The sequence below is a fragment of the Micromonospora sp. NPDC048868 genome, assembly GCF_043198195.1.
GTDB lineage: Bacteria > Actinomycetota > Actinomycetes > Mycobacteriales > Micromonosporaceae > Micromonospora > Micromonospora reichwaldensis.
Map to the genome: position 1 here is coordinate 203865 of NZ_JBICUN010000011.1, position 22417 is coordinate 226281.

General features: G+C 76.2%; 1 protein-coding gene (running past one end of the window). It reads right to left on the bottom strand.

The genetic code is table 11. The features are described 5' to 3' along the window. A protein-coding gene (locus ACGFNF_RS19355; protein ID WP_393169502.1) for a type I polyketide synthase crosses the window boundary here: on the bottom strand, positions 1–22417 show its 3' portion. The gene runs 7418 nt beyond the window's last position; 22417 of the gene's 29835 nt are visible here — the last part of the coding sequence; its start codon lies beyond the right edge, outside the window — the gene reads right to left on this strand; it ends in the stop codon at positions 1–3.

Genomic DNA, 22417 nt, shown 5'->3' on the forward strand with positions numbered 1-22417 from the left:
CTAGATGCCCGGCAAATTGCCGCCGGGGCCACCCAGCTCGCGGTGGATGAAATCGAAGATCTCGGCGTCGGTGGCGTCGTCGAGGGTGTGCGCGGCCGGCTTCTCCTCGACGGGACCACGCTCGTCGCCCCACCGGGCGACGAACGCCTGCAACTGCACCAGCAGCTTCTGCCGGGTCAGCCGGTCCGGCGCGTCGGCCGCGAAGACGCCGTCGAGCCGCTCCAGCTCGGCGAGCAGCGGCGCGGCCGCGGCGGCGCCGTCCTCGACGAGCTGGTCGCGCAGGTGCCGGGCGAGCGCCGCGGGCGTCGGGTAGTCGAACACCACGCCGGCTGGCAGCTGGACGCCGGTGGCGGCGCGGAGCCGGTTGCGCAGCTCCACGGCCGTCATCGAGTCGAAGCCGACCTCGCGGAACGCCCGGTCGGGCTCCAGCCCTCCGCCCCCGGGGTGGCCGAGCACGGCCGCCGCCAGGTTGCCCATGAGTTCGACGAGGACGCCCTCCCGTTCGCCGGGGCTCAGCGGGCGCAGCCGCTCCCGCAGCGCAGTCGCCGCCTCGTCGTCCGCCGGCTGGCGGTCGTCGTCGGCGGGCATCGCCGCGCCCGCCTCGGGGACCCCGGTCAGCAGCGGGCACGGCCGCATCGACGCGAACGTCGGCACGAACCGGTCCCAGCGCACGTCGGCGACGATCAGCCCCGCCTCCGCGCGCAGCGCCTGCCCGAACGCCTCGACGGCCAGCTCCGGGGGCAGGCCCGGCAGGCCCCGCCGGCGCAGCTGCGCCTGCTCGGGCGACTCGGGGTCGTCGCTCCACGGGCCCCACGCCACGGCGGTGGCCGCCAGTCCGCCGTGCCGCCGGTTCGCCGCGAGCGCGTGCAGCAGCGCGTCGCCGGCGGACTGGCCGGCCCGGCCGCCCGCGCCCCACACCCCCGTGGTGGAGGTGCACAGCACGAACGCGTCGAGCGGCCGGTGGGCCAGCTCGTCGGCGTACCTCGGGACGTCGCCGACGGTCGCGGCCAGGTCGGCGGCGAGGCCGGCGAGGGTCAGCTCGGCCAGCGGCACCGACCCGGTCTCCGCCGGCACGTGCACGAGCGCCGTCACCGGCCGGCTCTCGGCGGCGAGCTGCTCCATCAGGTCACCGAGCTTGCCCGTCGCCGGCTCCGCCAGCGGGAGCACCTCCGCGCCCTGGCGGCCCAGCCAGTCCGTGGTGTGCCGGGCGAGGGCGCCGGTCCCGCCGGTGAGCAGGACGGTGCCGTTCGGCCGGTACCCGCTGCCCGTCGCCGGCCGCCCGGTGTCGCGGACCAGGCGTCGGGCGTGCACACCGGCCTCCCGGACGGCGAGCTGGTCCTCCCCGTCGACGTTGACCAGGGCTGCGGCCAGGGCCGCGTACGCCGCTTCGGCCGGGCCCGCCGGCAGGTCGACGACTCCGCCGACGTGCCGGGGGTGCTCCAGCGCGGCGACGAGGCCGAGGCCCCACGTGGTGGCCTGCGTCGGGTGCGCGACCGGTTCGTCGTCCACCGCGACGGCGCCGGTGGTGGCCAGCCACAGCGGCACGGGCGGGCCGGAACGGCGGGTGTGCGCCTGCACGAGCAGCAGGTTCGCCGCCAGACCGGTCGGCAGCGCGGTCTGCTCCGGGTGCGGCGCCTCGTCCAGCGCCAGCAGGGAGAGCAGCGCCGTCGGCTGGTGCGCGGCGGCGAGCCGGTCGAGGTCGGCGGCCAGGCCGTCGGGGGTGGCCGTGGCCGGGTCGACGGTCAGCAGGTGCACCGTGGCGGCGTTGGCCGTGAGGGCGGCGAGCACCCGGTCGGTGACCTGGTGCGGCGGGGCCACCACCAGCCACGTGCCGGGGTCGGCGCCGGTCAGCGCCCGGCGCTCCCAGGTGACCCGGTACCGCCAGCCGGCCAGGGTGCCGTCGAGGTGCTGGCGGCGCCGCCACGACTCGAGTTCCGGCAGCAGCTCGCGCATCGGCTGGTCCGGGTCGAGGCCGAGGCGGCCCAGGTCGCCGTCGGTGACGGCCCGCCAGAACGCGTCGTCGACCGGGTCGGCGGCCGGCGTCGGCGCCGCGTCGAGGGTCGGCCAGTAGCGCTGCGGCCGGAACGCGTACGTGGGCAGCTCGGGCAGCCGGCGGGCATCCGGACGGGGGCCGGCCAGCACGGCGAGGACCGCCGCCCAGTCGACGTCCCGCCCGGTGCCGTCCACGACGGCCAGCGCGGCGAGCAGGGCGGCCGGCTCGTCGACGCCGGCGCGCAGCGCCGCCACGGCCGTCCCGTCGTCGTCGCCGGGCAGCAGGCCGGCGGTCATCGCGGTCAGCACCGCCTGCGGGCCGAGCTCCAGGAAGGTGTCGACGCCCGCGTCGCGCAGCGCGGCGATCCCGTCGGCGTACCGGACGGCCTCCCGGACGTGGCGCACCCAGTAGTCGGGCGTACGGATCTCGTCGGGGCCGGCGAGCCGCCCGGTCAGGTTCGACACGATCGGCAGCAGCGGCGCGGCGAACGTCAGCCCGTCGAGGACGGTGCGGAACTCGGCCAGCATCGGCTCCATCAGCGGGCTGTGGAACGCGTGGCTGACCCGCAGCCGGCGGGTGCGCACCCCGCGCTCCCGCCAGGTCCGCTCCAGCCCGTCGAGGGTGTCGAGGGCCCCGGCGAGCACCACGGCGGTGGGACCGTTGACGGCGGCGACGCCGACCCGGTCGGTCAGCCCCGCGAGGGACTCGACCACGGCCGCCTCGTCGGCGGCGACGGCGAGCATCCCGCCTCCGGCGGGCAGGGCCTGCATGAGCCGGCCCCGGGCGGCCACCAGCGTGGCGGCGTCCGCGAGGGACAGCACCCCGGCGACGTGCGCGGCGGTGATCTCGCCGATGGAGTGCCCGGCGACGTGCCCGGGCACCACCCCGAACGACTCGACCAGCCGGAACAGGGCCACCTCCAGCGCGAACAGCCCCGCCTGGGTGAACACCGTCTCGTCGAGCAGCGCGGCCTCGGCGCTGCCCTCGGCCGCGAACAGCACCGGCTTCAGCGGCTGCGGCAGCTGGTGGTCCAGCGCCGCGCAGACCTCGTCGAGGGCCGCCGCGAAGACTCCGAACGTGTCGTACAGCTGCCGGCCGGCGCCGGGGCGCTGGGCGCCCTGGCCGGAGAACTGGACGGCGAGGCCGCCGCCGTGCCGCCGGGCGGTGACCAGCGCGGGGTGGTCCTCGCCGCCGGCCAGCGCCCGTAGCGCGGCCAGCCGGGTCTCCCGGTCGGCGGCGACCACGGTGGCCCGCCGGCCGAGGTGGGCCCGGCCGTCGGCGAGCGCCCAGGCGACCAGGTCGGCGGGGTCCTCGTCCGTCGCGACCCGGTCGGCCAGCCGGCCGGCCTGTTCGCGCAGCGCGGGCAGGTCGGCGGCGGAGACCGGCCACGGCAGGGCCACGGCGCGGTGGTCGCGTCGCGCGTCGTCGTGCCCGTCGGTCGCCTCGGGCCCTTCCCCGTCGGCGGCGACCGGTGCCGGCCGCTGCGGGGCCTCTTCGATGATCACGTGCGCGTTGGTGCCGCTGATCCCGAACGAGGAGACGCCGGCCCGGCGCGGCCCGTCCGTGGTGGTCCACGGTCGTGCCTCGGTGAGCAGCGCCAGCGTGCCGGAGGACCAGTCGACGTGCGGGGTCGGCGCGTCGACGTGCAGGGTCGCCGGCAGCACCTCGTGTTGCAGGGCCAGCACCATCTTGATCAGGCTGGCGGCGCCCGCCGCGGCCTGGGTGTGGCCGATGTTCGACTTCACCGACCCGAGCCACAGCGGCCGGTCGGCGGAGCGTTCCCTGCCGTACGTCGCCAGCAGCGCCTGCGCCTCGATCGGGTCGCCGAGGGTGGTGCCGGTGCCGTGCGCCTCGACGACGTCCACGTCGCCCGGGGTCAGGCCGGCGTTGTCCAGCGCGTGCCGGATGACCCGCTGCTGCGCGGGCCCGTTCGGCGCGGTGAGGCCGTTGCTCGCGCCGTCCTGGTTGACGGCGCTGCCCCGTACGACGGCGAGGATCCGGTTGCCGTCGCGCTGGGCGTCGGAGAGCCGCTGGAGCAGCAGGACGCCGACACCCTCGCCCCAGCCGGTGCCGTCGGCGGCCTCGGCGAACGCCTTGACCCGCCCGTCGGCGGCGAGGCCGCGCTGCCGGGAGAACTCCAGGAACGCGCCCGGGGTCGACATCACCGTCACGCCGCCGGCGAGGGCGAGGTCGCACTCGCCGCTGCGCAGGGCCTGCGCGGCCAGGTGCAGCGCCACCAGCGACGACGAGCAGGCCGTGTCGACGGTGACCGCCGGGCCGTGCAGCCCGAACGAGTACGCCAGGCGGCCGGAGACCACCGACGCGCCGTTGCCGGTCGCCTGGTAGCCCTCCACCTGGGAGCGGGCGCCCAGCAGCAGCGTGGCGTAGTCCTGCCCGTTGGTGCCCATGAAGACGCCGGTGGCGGAGCCACGGACCCGGTGCGGGTCGATGCCGGCGCGTTCGAAGACCTCCCAGGTGGTGTGCAGCAGCAGCCGCTGCTGCGGGTCCATGGCGAGGGCCTCGCGCGGGTTGATGCCGAAGAACGCGGCGTCGAAGCCGGCCACGTCCCGCAGGAAGCCGCCGCTGCGCGTGTAGCTGGTGCCGACCCGCTCCGGGTCGCTGTCGAACAGCGCGTCGAGGTCCCAGCCCCGGTCGGTGGGCATCGGCGTCACCGCGTCCACGCCGTCGGCCAGCAGCCGCCACAGCTCCTGCGGCGAGGACACCCCGCCGGGAAAGCGGCAGGCCATGGAGACGATCGCGATCGGCTCGTCCGCCGGCGGCCGGGCCGAGGCCACGCCGCCGGTGACCGGTCCGCCGTCCGCGCCGATGACGATTTCGGTACGCAGGAAGCGGGCCAGTTCCGCCGCCGACGGGTGGTCGAAGACCACTGTCGACGGCAGGGTCAGGCCGGTGACCCGGCCCAGCCGGTCGCGCAGCTGCACGGCGGCGAGGGAGTCGAAGCCCAGCTCCCGGAACGCCCGGCCGGCCGGCACCTGGTCGGTGGTGGGGTGGCCGAGGACGGCCGCCGCCTCCGCGCGGACGAGGTCGACCAGCAGCGCCTCCTGGCCGGTCGCCGGCAGCGTGGCGAGCCTGGCCCGCAGCCCGTCGGTGGCGGCGGCGCTCTCCGGCCGCTCCGGCTCCTCGGCGACGGCGGGGGCGACCCGGTCGAAGAGGTGGCTCGGCCGTGCGGCGGTGAACGCCGTGACGAACCGGGACCAGTCGACGTCCACGATCACCGGCGCCGCCTCGGGGGCGTTCACCCAGCGGCCGAGCGCCGCGACGGCGGCGTCGGGCGCGAGCGGGCTGAACCCGCGGCGGCGCAGGCCGTCGGCCGTCTCGCCGGAGGCCATGCCGTCCTCCGCCCACGGGCCGTAGGCCAGGGCGGTGGCGGGCAGGCCGGCCGCCCGGCGGGCGGTGACGAGCGCGTCGAGCAGGGCGTTGCCGGCCGCGTAGCCGGCCTGCCCGCCGCCGCCCCAGACGCCGGCGACGGAGGAGAAGACCACGAACGCGTCGAGGTCCCGGCCCCGGCAGGCGGCGTCGAGGTGCACGGCGCCGAGCACCTTGCCGGCCAGGGTCTCCGACAGCTCGCCGTCGGTCACCTCGTACGCCGGGGTGGTGCCGCCGGACGCCCCGGCGGTGTGCACGACGGCGGTCAGCTCCGGCAGGTCCGCCACGAGGGCGTCGACCGCGGCCCGGTCGGTGACGTCGCACGCCACCACCCGCACCGCGCCCAGCTCGGCCACCAGCTCGGCCGCGCCCGGCGCGGCCGGACCCCGCCGCGAGGCGAGCACCACCTCACCGGCCCCGTTGGCCAGCAACCAGCGCGCCACGTGCCGACCGAGGGCACCCGTACCGCCGGTCACCAGCACCGTCCCGGCGGGCCGCCAACCCGACCCGGCGGGCGGCGCGGCCGGCACCAGCCGCCGGCCGAAGAGGCCGTTGCGGCGGACGGCCACCTGGTCCAGGGTGCCGTCGGCGAGGACGGCGACGAGCCCGGCGCGGGCGCCGCGGTCGGCGCGGTCGGGCAGGTCGACCAGGCCGCCCCAGCGGTCGGGCTGTTCGAGGGCGACGACCCGGCCCAGGCCCCAGGCCAGGGCCGCCCAGACGTCGCTGGCCCGCTCCCCGGCCGTGACCGGCATCGCGGTCCGGCTGAGCGCCCACACCCGTCCCGGCAGGCCGGTGTCGGTGAGCGCGCGGGTGATGGTGAGCAGGGCGGCCGCGCCGGCGGGCACCGCCGGGGTGTCGGCCAGGGGCCGGTCCTGCCGGGGCAGTACGCAGAGCACCCCGGCCCAGCCGTCCCCGCTGATCCGGCCCAGTCGCTCGCCCAGTTCGGCGCGGGCGAGGGTGGACGACACGGTGAGCGTGTCCACCCGGGCGCCCGCCTGGGTGAGGGTCTTCGCGACGCCCGCGTCGGCGCCGCTGTCGACGGTGACGACCAGCCACCGCCCGGACAACCGGGTCGCCGGGGCCGGCCGCACCGGCTCCCACCCGACCCGGTACGACCACCCGTCGAGGGCGGTGTCCCGCGACCGGTGCTGACGCCAGCGCGCCAGGAGCGGCAGGGCCGGGGCGAGCGCGTCCAGGTCCTCGGTGTCGTCGCCGAGTTCGGCGGCGAGGGCGGCCAGGTCGCCACGCTCGACGGCGGCCCAGAACTCGGCGTCGCCGCCCTCCGGGGCGGCCTGCTTCGTCGGTGCGCCCTCCGGCCAGTAGCGCTGGTGCTGGAAGGCGTACGTGGGCAGGTCGACGCGGCGCGCGCCGGCGTCGGCGAACCACGACTGCCAGGTCACCGGCATCCCGTGCACGTGCAGCTCCGCCAGGGCGTGCAGCAGCGCCTGCGCCTCCGGACGATCCCGCCGCTGCACCGCGACCGCCAGCACACCGTCGTCGCCGGGCAGCACGTCCGCGGCCATCGCGGTCAGCACGCTCTGCGGCCCGACCTCCAGGAACGTGTCGACACCGGCGGCCTTCAGGGCGGTGATCCCGTCGGCGAAGCGCACGGCCTCCCGCACGTGCCGCACCCAGTAGTCGGCCGTGCGGATCTCGTCGCCAGCCAGGGCACCGGTCACGTTCGACACGACCGGCAGCAGCGGCGCGGCAAAGGTGAGGCCGTCCAGGACCGCCCGGAACTCGTCCAGCATCGGCTCCATCAACGGGCTGTGGAACGCGTGGCTCACCGTCAGCCGGCGCGTGCGCACGCCCCGCTCGCGCCAGACGCGCTCCACCTCGTCGAGCGCGTCGACCGCACCCGACACCACCACGGCGGTGGGCCCGTTGACCGCAGCGATGCCGACGCGGTCGGTCAGCCCAGCGAGAGACTCCGCCACCGCGGTCTCGTCGGCGGCCACGGCCAGCATGCCGCCGCCGGTGGGCAGCGCCTGCATCAACCGACCCCGCGCGGCCACGAGGGCGCACGCGTCGGCCAGGGACAACACGCCCGCGACATGCGCCGCGGTCACCTCGCCGATCGAATGCCCGGCCAGCATGTCCGGCACGACCCCGAACGACTCCACCAGCCGGAACAGCGCCACCTCGACCGCGAACAGACCGGCCTGCGTGAACACCGTCTGATCCAGCAACTCCGCCTCGGCGGAACCCGACGACGCGAACAGCACCTCCCGCAGCGGACGCGGCAGCAACGGATCGAGGTGTCCGCACACCTCGTCCAGCGCGGCGGCGAACACCGGGAACTCCGCCGACAGCTCCCGGCCCATGCCGGCGCGCTGCGCGCCCTGGCCGGAGAACAGCAACGCGAGCTGGCCGCGTACGGCGGTGGTGCCGGTCACGACGGCCCCGGAGGGCTCGCCGGCGTCGAGGGCCCGCAGCGCGGCGAGCAGGTCGTCCCGGTCGGCCACCACGGCGACGGCGCGTTGCTCCAGCGCGGGCCGGGTGGTGACGGAGGACCAGGCCACGTCCAGCGGACGCGGGGCCTCCTCGGCGGTCAGCCAGCGCGCCCAGCGACCCGCCTGCGCCGACAGCGCGCCGGCGTCGCGGGCCGACAGCAGCACCGGCACGACCGGCGGCACGTCGCGGGCGACGATCTCGCCCTCGATCGCCTCGGCCGGCGGCTGCTCGATGATCACGTGCGCGTTCGTGCCGGAGATCCCGAACGACGACACCGCCGCCCGACGCGGCCGGTCCACCTGCGGCCACGGGGTGGGCTCGGTCGCGAGGGCCACGGCCCCGGCCGTCCAGTCGATGTGCGGGGACGGCTCGTCCACGTGCAGGGTCGCCGGCACCAGACCGTGCCGCATCGCCATGACCATCTTGATCACACCAGCCACACCGGCAGCCGCCTGCGTGTGCCCGATGTTCGACTTCACCGACCCCAACAACAGCGGCCGGTCCCCCGGGCGCTCCTGCCCGTACGTCGCCAACAACGCCTGCGCCTCGATCGGGTCACCAAGCGTCGTGCCCGTGCCGTGCGCCTCGACGGCGTCCACGTCGGCGGTGGTCAGGCGCGCGTTCGCGAGGGCCTGGCGGATCACCCGCTGCTGCGAGGGACCGTTCGGGGCCGTCAGGCCGTTGGACGCGCCGTCCTGGTTGACGGCGGTGCCGCGCACCACGGCGTAGATCTTGCGGCCCTCGCGCTGGGCGTCGGAGAGGCGCTGCACGAGCAGCACGCCGACGCCCTCGGACCAGCCCGTGCCGTCGGCCGACGCGGCGAACGACTTGCAGCGCCCGTCCTGCGACAACCCGCGCTGCCGGGAGAACTCGATGAACGTCCCCGGCGTGGCCATCACCGTCACGCCACCGGCCAGCGCCAGATCGCACTCGCCGGAGCGCAAGGCCTGCGCGGCGAGGTGCAGCGCCACCAGCGACGACGAGCACGCCGTGTCGACGGTGACCGCCGGGCCCTCCAGCCCGAAGGTGTAGGCGACCCGACCGGACAGCACGCTGCCGGAGGTGCCGGTCCCGACGTAGCCCTCCACCTCGGTCGGCAGGTCCATGAGCCGGGAGGCGTAGTCGTGGTACATGACGCCGGCGAAGACACCCGTCCGGCTGCCCCGCAACCGCTGCGGGTCCAGCCCGGCCGACTCGAACGACTCCCACGACGCCTCCAGCAGCAACCGCTGCTGCGGGTCCATCGCCAGGGCCTCGCGCGGCGAGATCCCGAAGAAGCCCGGATCGAACTCGCCGGCGCCGTACAGGAAGCCACCGTGGCGCGTGTACGACGTACCGCTGCGGTTCGGGTCCGGGTCGAAGAGCGACTCCAGGTCCCAGCCGCGGTCCGCCGGGAACTCGGAGATCCCGTCGCCGCCGCCGGCCAGCAGCTCCCACAGTTCGTCGGGGGATTCCACCCCGCCCGGGTAGCGGCAGGCCATGCCCACGATCGCGATCGGCTCGTCGGTGCCGACGACCGTGCCGGCGACCGGTCCGGCGGTCGACTGACGCACGCCGGCCAACTCCGACCACAGGTGGTCGGCGAGCACCGCCGGGGTCGGGTAGTCGAAGACCAGCGTCGAGGCCAGCCGCAGCCCGGTGGCCGCGTTCAACCGGTTACGCAGGTCCACGGCCGTCAGCGAGTCGAAGCCCAGCTCCCGGAACGCCCGGTCCGCCGGCACCGCCTCCGCACCGCCGTGCCCGAGCACCTGCGCGACCAGGCCCCGCACCAGCACGTCGACCTGGGCGCGGCCCTCGTCCTCGGTCAGCCCGGCGAGCCGGTCAGCCCAACCGCCACTGCCCTGTCCCGCCTGGCGGCGGGTGCTGGTCACGCCGATCAGGGTGCGCAGCACGGCCGGCACGGGGCCGCCGGAGGTCGCCGCCCGCAGCGCGGGCACGTCGATCACGGCCGGTACGAGGGCCGCCCGGTCGGCGCCCAGCGCGGCGTCGAACAGCTCCAACCCGGTCTCGGCGCTCATCGGCGTCAGGCCCGCCCGCGCCGAACGCGCCCGGTCCGCCTCGTCGATCGACGCGGCCATGCCGGGGGTGTCCCACATGCCCCAGGCCAGGCTGACGGCCGGCAACCCGAGCTGCCGCCGGTGGACCGCCAGGGCGTCGAGGAACGCGTTACCCGCCGCGTACGCCGACTGACCCGGCGAGCCGAGCACACCCGCCACCGACGAGAACACCACGAACAGATCCAGATCCAGCGACGCCGTCGCCTCGTGCAACAGCCAACCCGCCGACACCTTCGGCGCCAACACCCCGGCCAGCCGCTCCGCCGTCAGCCCCTCCACGACACCGTCGTCCAGGACACCGGCGGTGTGCACCACACCCGCCAACCGGCCCTCGGCGCCGATCTCCGCCACCAGGCCGAACACCTGGTCCCGGTCCGTCACGTCACACGCGACGACCCGTACCGACGCGCCCAGCGCGGACAGCCGCTCCGACAGCTCGCCCGCACCGGCGGCCTCCGGGCCGCGCCGCGACACGAGCACCAGCGAGCGCACGCCGTGCACCGACACCAGGTGCTCCGCGACCAGCGCACCGAGCGCACCCGTACCGCCGGTCACCAGCACCGCGCCGTCACCCAGGCTGGGCGTCTGCGCGGCCGTGATGCCGGCCCGGACCAGGCGCGGCGAGTACACCGCGCCCTCGCGGACGGCGAGCTGGCCGCCGGTCGCGGCCGGCTCCCGCAGGACGCCGTCCAGCAGGGCCACCAGCGCGGCATCCGGGTCGTCGTCGACGTCCGCGAGGACGATGCGGCCCGGGTGCTCCGACTGCGCCGACCGCAGCAGACCCCACACCGCCGCACCGGCCAGGTCGGTCACCCGGTCGTCGTCGCCGACGGACACCGCGCCCCGGGTCACCACCATGAGCCGCGAGTCCGCCAGGGCGTCCGCCGCGAGCCAGGACCGCACCGTCGCCAGCACGTCCGAGGTCACCGCCCGGACCGACTCCGGCGTCTGCGCCGCAGACCCGGGCGCGGGGAACACCGGCAGCAGCAGCGTCCGGGGGACGGACTCCTCCCCCGCGACCGTCGCCACGTCGGGGTACGTGGGCACTCCGACGGGTGCCAGCAGCTCCCGGCCGCCGGTCACCAGCGCCCATCCGGAAAGCTCCCCGGCGGGCGCGGCCTCCACGGCCGGCCACCGCAGCTCGAACAGCGACCGCGAGGCCACGCCCGGCGCGGCCACGCCGGTCAGCTCCCGCAGGACGAGGGAGTCCACCGACACGACCGGCGCGCCCACCTCGTCGTACGCGGCCAGCCGCAGCCCGGAGCCGTCGCGGGTCAGGCGCACCCGCAGCGCCCCCGCCCCCGAGGCGTGCACCTGCACGCCCTCGAACGCGAACGGCACCCGTGGCCCGCCCGACTCCTCGCCACCCAGCAGCAGCCCGATCGGGTGCAGGGCGGCGTCCAGCAGCGCCGGGTGCACGCCGAACCCGGCGGCCTCCGTCGCGGCGTCGTCCGGCAGGACCACCTCGGCGTACACCTCGGCGCCGCTGGTCCAGGCACGCCGGAGCCCCTGGAAGGCCGGCCCGTACGTCAGGCCGTGTTCCGCAAGCGTCGGGTACCAGCTCGCCAGGTCCACCTCGGCCGCGCCGGCGGGGGGCCAGGTGACCGGGTCCGGCTCGTCGGCGGTGGAGGGCTCCAGCACGCCCTCCGCGTGCCGGGTCCAGCCCGCCTCGGGGTCGTCGTCGGGGCGGGAGTAGACGGCGACGGGACGCTGCGGCGACTCCGACGTGGACACCCGCACCTGGATCCGCACGCCTCCCGTTGCGGGGAGGGCCAGCGGGGCGGCCATGGTCAGCTCCCGCAGCCGGGAGAGGCCCACCTCGTCGCCGGCCCGCACGGCCAGCTCGACCAGGGCGGTGCCCGGGACCAGCGTCAGCCCGGAGACCGTGTGGTCGGCCAGCCACGGGTGCGTGGCCAGGGAGAGCCGGCCCGTCAACACCATCTCGTCGTCGCCGGCCAGGTCCACGGTCGCGCCGAGCAGCGGGTGCTCGGTGCGGCCGAGCCCGGCCCCGGACACGTCGCCCGCACGCGCCCGGTTGGCGGCGGGCCAGTAGCGCTGGTGCTGGAAGGCGTACGTGGGCAGGTCGACGCGCCGCGCGCCGGTGTCGGCGAACCACGGCTGCCAGGTCACCGGCATCCCGTGCACGTGCAGTTCCGCCAGGGCGTGCAGCAGCGCCTGTGCCTCCGGCCGGTCCCGCCGCTGCACCGCGACCGCCAGCACGGCGTCGTCGGCGGGCAGCACGTCGGCGGCCATCGCGGTCAGGACGCTCTGCGGGCCGACCTCCAGGAACGTGTCCACCCCGGCGGCCCGAAGCGCGGTGATCCCGTCGGCGAAGCGGACGGCCTCGCGCACGTGCCGCACCCAGTACTCCGGGGTGCGGATCTCGTCGCCGGCCAGGGCACCGGTCACGTTCGACACGACCGGCAGCAACGGCGCGGCAAAGGTGAGGCCGCTCAGGACCGTGCGGAACTCGTCGAGCATCGGCTCCATCAGCGGGCTGTGGAACGCGTGGCTGACCGTCAGCCGGCGAGTGCGGGTGCCCCGGTCGCGCCAGACCCGCTCCACCTCGTCCAGCGCCTCGACGGCACCGGACACGACCACGGCGGTGGGGCCGTTGACCGCGGCGATGCCGACGCGGTCGGTCAGCCCAGCGAGAGACTCCGCCACCGCGGCCTCGTCGGCGGCCACGGCCAGCATCCCGCCGCCCGTGGGCAGCGCCTGCATCAGCCGGCCCCGCGCGGCCACGAGGGCGCACGCGTCCGCCAGGGACAGCACGCCCGCGACATGCGCGGCGGTCACCTCGCCGATCGAGTGACCGGCCAGCATGTCGGGCACGACCCCGAACGACTCCACCAGACGGAACAGCGCCACCTCGACCGCGAACAACCCGGCCTGCGTGAACACCGTCTGATCCAGCAGCTCCGCCTCGGGGCTGCCCGCCGACGCGAACAGCACCTCCCGCAGCGGACGCGGCAGCAGCGGGTCGAGGTGCACACACACCTCGTCCAGCGCGGTCGCGAACACCGGGAACAGGGCGGACAGCTCCCGGCCCATCCCGGCGCGCTGCGCGCCCTGGCCGGAGAAGAGCAGGGCGAGCTGGCCCCGCTGGCCGGTGGCGCCGGAGACGACCGTACCGGTGGGCTCGCCGTCGGCGAGGGCGGTCAACGCCGCGACCAGGTCGTCCCGGTCGGCGGCGGTGACGACCGCCCGGTGCTCCAGCGCGGGCCGGGTGGTGACGGAGGACCAGGCCACGTCCAGCGGACGCGGGGCCTCCTCGGCGGTCAGCCAGCGCGCCCAGCGGCCCGCCTGCGCCGACAGCGCGGCGGCGTCGCGGGCCGACAGCAGCACCGGTACGACTGGCGGCACGTCGCGGGCGACGATCTCGCCCTCGATCGCCTCGGCCGGCGGCTGCTCGATGATCACGTGCGCGTTCGTGCCGGAGATCCCGAACGACGACACCGCCGCCCGACGCGGCCGGCCGACCTGCGGCCACGGAGTGGACTCGGTCGCGAGGGCCACCGCCCCGGCCGACCAGTCCACGTGCGGCGACGCCTCGTCCACATGCAGGGTCGCCGGCACCAGACCGTGCCGCATCGCCATGACCATCTTGATCACACCAGCCACACCGGCAGCCGCCTGCGTGTGCCCGATGTTCGACTTCACCGACCCCAACAACAGCGGCCGGTCCCCCGGACGCTCCTGCCCGTACGTCGCCAACAACGCCTGCGCCTCGATCGGGTCACCAAGCGTCGTGCCCGTGCCGTGCGCCTCGACGGCGTCCACGTCGGCGGTGGTCAACCGCGCGTTCGCGAGAGCCTGTCGGATCACCCGCTGCTGCGACGGGCCGTTCGGGGCCGTCAGCCCGTTCGACGCGCCGTCCTGGTTCACGGCCGTGCCGCGTACCACCGCCAGCACGCGGTGCCCGTTGCGCCGCGCGTCCGACAGCCGCTCCACGAGCAGCACGCCGACGCCCTCGGACCAGCCCGTGCCGTCGGCCGACGCGGCGAACGACTTGCAGCGCCCGTCCTGCGACAGACCACGCTGCCGCGAGAACTCGATGAACGTGCCGGGCGTAGCCATCACCGTCACGCCACCGGCCAGCGCCAGATCGCACTCACCGGAACGCAACGCCTGCGCGGCGAGATGCAGCGCGACGAGGCTGGACGAACAGGCGGTGTCGACGGTGACGGCCGGCCCCTCCAGGCCGAACGTGTACGCCACCCGACCGGACAGCACGCTGCCCGACGTGCCCGTGCCGACGAAGCCCTCGGCGTCCGGCGGCAGGTCCATCAGGCGGGAGGCGTAGTCGTGGTACATGACGCCGGCGAAGACACCCGTCCGGCTGCCCCGCAACCGCTGCGGGTCCAGCCCGGCCGACTCGAACGACTCCCACGACGCCTCCAGCAGCAACCGCTGCTGCGGGTCCATAGCCAGGGCCTCGCGCGGCGAGATGCCGAAGAAGCCCGGGTCGAAGTCGGCCGCCCCGTAGAGGAAACCACCGTGGCGCGTGTACGACGTGCCGCTGTGCTCCGGGTCCGGGTCGAACAGGCTCTCCAGGTCCCAGCCGCGGTCGGTGGGGAACTCCGAGATCCCGTCGCCGCCGCCGGCCAGCAACGCCCACAGCTGGTCCGGGCTCTCGACGCCACCGGGGTAGCGGCAGGCCATGCCCACGATCGCGATCGGCTCGTCGGTGCTGGCGCTGAGCACCGCCGTCTGGCGGGCGGTGATCTGCCCGGAGACCTGCTCGTGCAGGTGGTCGACGAGCACGGCCGGGGTCGGGTAGTCGAAGACCAGCGTCGAGGCCAGCCGCAGCCCGGTGGCCGCGTTCAACCGGTTACGCAGGTCCACCGCGGTCAGCGAGTCGAAGCCCAACTCCCGGAACGCCCGGTCCGCCGGCACCGACTCCGCACCGCCGTGCCCGAGTACCTGCGCGACCAGGCCACGCACCAGCACGTCGACCTGGGCGCGCGCCTCGTCGGCGGCGAGGCCCGCGAGCTGGTTGGCCCAGTCGCCGCCCCGCGCGGCCCGTCGCCGGGCCGCCGTCGACCCGATCAGGGTACGCAGCACGGCCGGCACCGGGCCTGCGCCGAGCGCTGCGCGCATCGCCGGTACGTCGATCACGGCCGGCACCAACGCCGGCCGCTCCGCCACCAGGGCGGCGTCGAACAGCTCCAACCCGACCTCGGCGCTCATCGGCGTCAGGCCAGCCCGCGCGGAACGCGCCCGGTCCGCCTCGTCGATCGACGCGGCCATGCCGGCGGTGTCCCACATGCCCCACGCCAGGCTGACGGCCGGCAGACCCGCCTGCCGCCGGTACACCGCAAGTCCGTCGAGGAAGGCGTTGCCCGCCGCGTACGCCGACTGACCCGGCGAGCCGAGCACACCCGCCACCGACGAGAACACCACGAACAGATCCAGGTCCAGACCCGCCGTCGCCTCGTGCAGGAACCAACCCGCCGACACCTTCGGCGCCAGCACCCCGGCCAGACGCTCCTCGGTGACCCGCTCGATCACCCCGTCGTCCAGGACGCCGGCGGTGTGCACCACACCCGCCAGCCGGCCCTCGGCGGCAACCTCGGCCACCAGCGCGCCGACCTGGTCCCGGTCGGTCACGTCACAGGCGGCAATCCGCACCGACGCGCCCAGCGCCGTCAGCCGCTCCGACAGCTCGCCCGCGCCCGCAGCCTCCGGGCCACGCCGCGACACCAGCACCAGCGACCGCACGCCGTGCACCGACACCAGGTGCTCCGCCACCAGCGCACCCAGCGCACCCGTACCGCCGGTCACCAGCACCACGCCGTCACCCATGACCGGCGCCTCCACCGATGCCGGGGCGACCGCGCGCACCAGACGCGGCACGAACACCCCACCCGCACGCACCGCGACCTGACCACCGAACGCCACCGGCTCGTCAGCCACCGTGGCCAGGACAGCCAACGTCCCGGCGTCCACGTCACCGTCGACGTCGGCGAGGACGATGCGACCCGGGTGCTCCGACTGCGCCGAACGCAGCAGACCCCACACCGCCGCACCGCCCAGGTCCGACACCCGGTCGTCGGCACCCACCGACACCGCGCCCCGGGTCACCACCACCAGCCGCGACTCCGCGAGCGCGTCGGCCGCCAGCCAGGACCGGACGGTCGCCAGCACGGCCGTGGTCGCCGCGCGTACCGCGTCGGGGACGGCGCTCTCCGGCGCGTCGAGCGGCAGCAGCAGCGCCTTCGGTGCGGCCGTCCGGCCGGCGTCGACCGCCGCGACGAGCGCCTCGACGTCGCCGTACGCCGGCAGGTCGGCGGTTGCCGGCGAGCCGACCAGCGCCCACCCGGAGAGGTCCCCGGCGGCGGCGATCTCCTCGGCCTGCCAGGTGAGTTCGAACATCGAGCGGGCCGCCGCGCCCGCCGCGGTCACGCCGGTCAGCTCGCGCAGGGCGAGGGAGTCGACCGAGACCACGGCCGCGCCCGACTCGTCGCACGCGACCAGCCGCACCGCCGAGCCCGTACGCGACAGCCGCACCCGCAGCACCCGCGCACCCGAGGCGTGCACCTGCACACCCTCGAACGCGAACGGCACCCGAGCACCGCCCGAACCCTCGGTGCCGGGCAGCAGCCCGATCGGGTGCAGGGCGGCGTCCAGCAGGGCCGGATGCACGCCGAAGCGCGCCGCCTCCGTCGCCGCCTCGTCCGGCAGCGCCACCTCGGCGTACACGTCGTCGCCGGTGGTCCACACCCGGCGCAGCCCCTGGAACACCGGCCCGTACGTCAGGCCGTGCTCCGCAAGCGTCGGGTACCAGCCCGCCACGTCCAGCTCGGACGCGCCGGTCGGGGGCCACTCCCCCACGCTCGGCTCGTCGGCCGTCGCCGGCTCCAGCACGCCCTCCGCGTGGTGGACCCAGTCGGCCTCCGGGTCGCCCTCGGCCTGCGAGTGCACCGCCACGACGCGGGTGCCAACCTCGTCGGCCGCGCCGACGCGCACCTGCACCCGCACCGCGCCGGCCTCCGGCAGCACCAGCGGCGCGGCCACGGTCAGCTCCCGCACCCGGGACGCGCCCACCTCGTCTCCGGCCCGGACGGCCAGCTCCACCAGGGCGGTGCCGGGCACGATGACCGCGCCGGAGACGACGTGGTCGGCGAGCCACGCGTGGGTGGCGAGGGACAGCCGGCCGGTCAGCACCACCATGTCCGCGCCGGCGACGGTGACCGCCGCGCCGAGCAGCGGGTGCCCGGCGACGCCGAGGCCCACGCCGGACACGTCGGCGGTACGCGCCTGGCCCGCGCCGAGCCAGTACCGCTGGTGCTGGAAGGCGTACGTCGGCAGGTCGACCCGGGCGGCGCCGGCGTCGGTGAACCACTGCGTCCAGGTCACCGGGACGCCGTGGACGTGCAGGTCGGCGAGGGCGTGCAGCAGTGCCTGCGGGGCGGGCCGGTCCCGGCGCTGGACGGCCACCGCGAGCGCGTCCTCGGCGAGCAGGTCGGCGTTCATCGCGGTCAGGACGCTCTGCGGGCCGATCTCCAGGAAGGTGTCCACCCCGGCGGCCCGCAGGGCGGTGACCCCGTCGGCGTAGCGGACGGCCTCCCGCACGTGCCGCACCCAGTACTCGGCGCGGGTGATCTCCTGCGGGTCGGCGAGCGCGCCGGTCAGGTTCGACACGACCGGCAGCAGCGGCGCCCGGAACGTCAGCCCCGCCAGGACGGCGCGGAACTCGTCGAGCATCGGCGCCATCAGCGGGCTGTGGAACGCGTGGCTGACGGTGAGCCGGCGGGTACGCACGCCCCGGTCCCGCCAGGACTGCTCCACCTCGTCCAGGGCCTCGACGGCACCGGAGACGACCACGGCGGTGGGCCCGTTGACGGCCGCGATGCCGAGGCGGTCGGTCAGCCCGGCGATCGACTCCGCCACGGCCGCCTCGTCGGCGGCCACGGCCAGCATGCCGCCGCCGGCCGGCAGCGCCTGCATCAACCGGCCCCGCGCGGCCACGAGGGCGCACGCGTCGGCCAGGGACAGCACCCCGGCCACGTACGCGGCCGTCACCTCGCCGATCGAGTGACCGGCCAGCACGTCGGGAACGATCCCGAACGACTCCACGAGGCGGAAGAGCGCCACCTCGACCGCGAACAGACCGGCCTGGGTGAAGACGGTCTGGTCCAGCAGCTCCGCCTCGGGGCTGCCCGCCTCGGCGAACAGCACCTCCCGCAGCGGGCGCGGCAGCAGCGGGTCGAGCTGCGCGCACACCTCGTCCAGGGCGGCCGCGAACACCGGGAACGCCTCGGACAGCTCCCGGCCCATCCCGGCGCGCTGCGCGCCCTGGCCGGAGAAGAGCACAGCCAGCTGCGTACGCGTCGCGCCCGTACCGGCGACCACGGTGGCGGCCGACTCGCCGGCGGCGAGGGCACGCAGCCCGGCCAGCAGTTCGTCCCGGTCCGTCGCGGTGACCACCGCGCGGTGCTCCATGACGGCCCGGCTGACCGTCGACGACCAGCCGACGTCGACGGGGCGCAGTTCCTCGTCGCCGGCGATCCAGCGGGCCCAGCGCTCCGCCTGGGCCGCGACGGCGGCCTCGGAGCGGGCCGACAGCAGCACGGGGGCCGGCAGCGACCCGGCGGCGGGCGTCGGCGCGCCCTCGCCCCGGGTGGGCTCCGCCTCGGCGGGGGGCTGCTCGATGATGACGTGCGCGTTGGTGCCGCTGACTCCGAACGACGAGACCGCCGCGCGGCGCGGCCGGCCCGCCACGGGCCAGTCGCGTGCCTCGGTGAGCAGGGAGACCGCCCCGACGCTCCACTCGATGTGCGGGGACGGCTCGTCGACGTGCAGCGTGGACGGCAGCAGCCCGTGGCGCATCGCCATGATCATCTTGATGATGCCGGCCACCCCTGCGGCGGCCTGCGTGTGGCCGATGTTCGACTTGATCGAGCCCAGCCACAGCGGCCGGTCCTCCGGCCGGTCCTGCCCGTACGTGGCCAGCAGGGCCTGCGCCTCGATCGGGTCACCGAGGGTCGTGCCGGTGCCGTGCGCCTCGACGGCGTCCACGTCGGCGGTGGTGAGCCGCGCGTTCGCGAGCGCCTGCCGGATCACCCGCTGCTGCGACGGACCGTTCGGGGCCGTCAGGCCGTTGGACGCGCCGTCCTGGTTGATCGCCGATCCGCGTACCACCGCCAGGACCCGCCGGCCCTCGCGCCGGGCGTCGGAGAGGCGCTGCACCAGCAGCACGCCGACGCCCTCCGACCAGCCGGTGCCGTCGGCCGACGCGGCGAACGACTTGCAGCGGCCGTCGGCCGACAGACCACGCTGCCGGGAGAACTCGATGAACGTGCCGGGCGTCGCCATCACCGTCACGCCACCGGCCAGCGCCAGATCGCACTCGCCGCTGCGCAACGCCTGCACCGCGAGGTGCAGCGCCACCAGCGACGACGAGCACGCCGTGTCGACGGTGACCGCCGGCCCCTCCAGGCCGAACGTGTACGCCACCCGACCGGACAGCACGCTGCCGGAGGTGCCGGTGCCGAGGTAACCGCCCACGCCCTCGGGCAGGTCCTGCACGCCGGAGGCGTAGTCGTGGTACATCAGGCCGGCGAACACGCCGGTCCGGCTGCCGCGCAACCGCTGCGGGTCGAGACCGGCCGACTCGAACGTCTCCCACGAGGTCTCCAGCAGCAGCCGCTGCTGCGGGTCCATCGCGATCGCCTCACGGGGCGAGATGCCGAAGAAGTCCGGGTCGAACTCGGCGGCCCCGTACAGGAAGCCACCGTGCCGGGTGTACGACGTGCCGGGGTTGTCCGGGTCGGGGTGGAAGAGCCGGTCGAGTTCCCAGCCCCGGTCGGTGGGGAACTCGCCGATGCCGTCGGCCCCGGCGGCGACCAGGTCCCACAACTGCTGCGGGTTCGTCACGCCGCCCGGGTAGCGGCAGGCCATGCCCACGATCGCGATCGGCTCGTCGACGGTGGTCGCCCGCACGGCCTGCTGCTGGTCGGCGACCTGGCCGGACAGCTGCTCGTACAGGTGCTCCGACAGGGCGCCGGGGGTCGGGTAGTCGAAGACGAGCGTCGACGTGAGCCGCAGCCCGGTCGCGCCGTTGATCCGGTTGCGCAGCTCGACGGCGGTCAGCGAGTCGAAGCCCAGTTCCCGGAACGCCCGGTCCGCCGGCACCGCCTCGGCGCCGCCGTGACCGAGGACCTGCGCGATCATCCCCCGGACCAGCAGGGCCACCTGCGTGCGCGCCTCCTGCGGGTCGAGCCCGGCCAGCCGGTCGACCCAGGCGCCGGAGCCGGAGCGGCGACGCTTCGTGCCCGGTCCCACCAGGGCCCGCAGCATCACCGGCACCCGGCCGGCGGCGGTCTGCGCCCGCATGGCGGGCAGGTCGACCACCGCCGGCACCAGCGCCGCGCCGCCGTGGGCCAGGGCGGCGTCCCACAGCCCGAGCCCGACCGGGGCGGTCATCGGGACCAGACCGGCCCGGGTCACCCGCGCCCGGTCGGTGTCGTTGATCGACGCAGCCATGCCGTCCGTGTCCCACATGCCCCACGCGAGGCTGACCGCGGGCAGCCCGCGCTGCGCCCGCAGCACGGCGAGGGCGTCCAGGAAGGCGTTGCCGGCCGCGTAGGCGGCCTGGCCGGGAGAGCCGAGCACCCCGGCGACGGAGGAGAAGAGCACGAACAGGTCGAGGTCCAGCTCGGCGGTCGCCTCGTGCAGCCACCAGCCGGCCGTGACCTTCGGGGCCAGCACGTCCGCCAGCCGCTCGGCGGTGATCCCGCTGACGACGCCGTCGTCGAGGACGCCGGCGGTGTGCACCACCCCGGCCAGGCGGTCCTCGGCGGTGATCGCCCGGACCAGCTCGCCGACGCGCTCGCGGTCGGTCACGTCCGTGGCGACCACCCGGGCGGTCGCACCCAGCGCGGCCAGCCGCTGCACCAGGTCGTCGGCGCCGGGGGCCGCCGGGCCCTGGCGGGACGCCAGCACCAGCGAGCGCACGCCGTACGCGGTGACGAGGTGTTCGGACACCAGGGCGCCGAGCGAGCCGGTGCCGCCGGTGACGAGGACGGTCCCCCGGCCCAGGGTCGCGGGGGTGCGCGCGTCGCCGGTGGCGCGGACCAGCCGCGGCAGGTACGCCGTGCCCGCCCGCACCGCGAGCTGCCCGCCGAGGGCGGGGTCGTCGGCGGCTGCGGCGAGCAGGGCCAGCAAGTCGGCGTCCAGGTCGACGCCGGGTTCGAGGTCGGCCAGCACGATCCGGCCGGGGTGTTCCGACTGGGCCGAGCGCAGCAGGCCCCAGACCGCGGCGCCCGCCAGGTCGGTGACGCTGTCGGTCGTGCCGGTGGCCACCGCGCCACGGGTCACCACGACCAGCCGCGAGTCCGCGAGGGCATCGGCGGCCAGCCAGGCCTGCACCGCGCCGAGGACGTCCGCCGTGACCGACCGCGCCGCGTCGGGCAGGTCCGCCCCGGGCGCCGCCGGAGAGACGGGCAGCAGCAGCGCCGCGGGAGCGGGGGCCATTCCGTCCGTCACCGCCGTGGCCACCGCCGCGACCTCGGCGTACGCCGGAAGCTGCGGCGCGCCGTCGAGCGGGCGGTCACCGAGCACGGCCCAGCCGTACGCGCCGTCGGGCGCGGTGATCTGCTCGGGCTGCCAGGACACCTCGAACAGGGATCGGTGTGCCTCGTCGGACGGCGCCGCCATGCCGGTCAGCTCGCGCAGCGTCAGCGAGTCCACCGACACCACCGGCACACCGGTCTCGTCGACGGCGACCAGCCGCACGGAGTTGCCGGTGGCGGTGAGGCGGACCCGGAGCGTCCGGGCCCCGACCGCGTGGACCTGCACGCCTTCGAACGCGAACGGCACCCGGGCCCCGCCGCCGGCCTCGTCGGCGGGCAGCAGCCCGACGGGGTGCAGGGCGGCGTCCAGCAGTGCCGGGTGCACGCCGAATCCCGCCGGGTCCCCGATCACCTCGTCGGGGAGGGCGACCTCGGCGAACACCTCGCCCTCGGCGGTCCACGCCCGCCGCAGGCCCCGGAAGACCGGCCCGTAGGAGAGCCCGTGCTCAGCCACCGCCGGGTACCAGCCGGTGACGTCCACCTCGGACGCGCCGGGCGGCGGCCACGCGCCCACCGTGGGCTCGTCGGCCGTGGGGGCGTTGACGAGGCCGTCGGCGTGCCGGGTCCAGCCCGACTCCGGGTCGTCCTCGGGCTGGGAGTGCACGGTCACCGACCGGCTGCCGGTCCCGTCGACGGGACCGACCCGGACCTGTACCCGTACGCCGCCGCCGGTGGCGGGCAGCACGAGCGGGGCGAGCACGGTCAGCTCGCGGACACGGGAGGCACCGACCTCGTCGCCCGCCCGGACGACGAGGTCCACCAGGGCGGTGCCGGGCACGATCACGGCGCCGGAGATGACGTGGTCCGCGAGCCACGGGTGGGTCGACACCGACAGCCGGCCGGTCAGCACGACCATGTCCTCGCCGGCGACCGACACCGCCGCACCGAGCAGCGGGTGCCGCGCCACGCCGAGGCCGGCCCCGGAGACATCGGCCGACTGGCCGGCG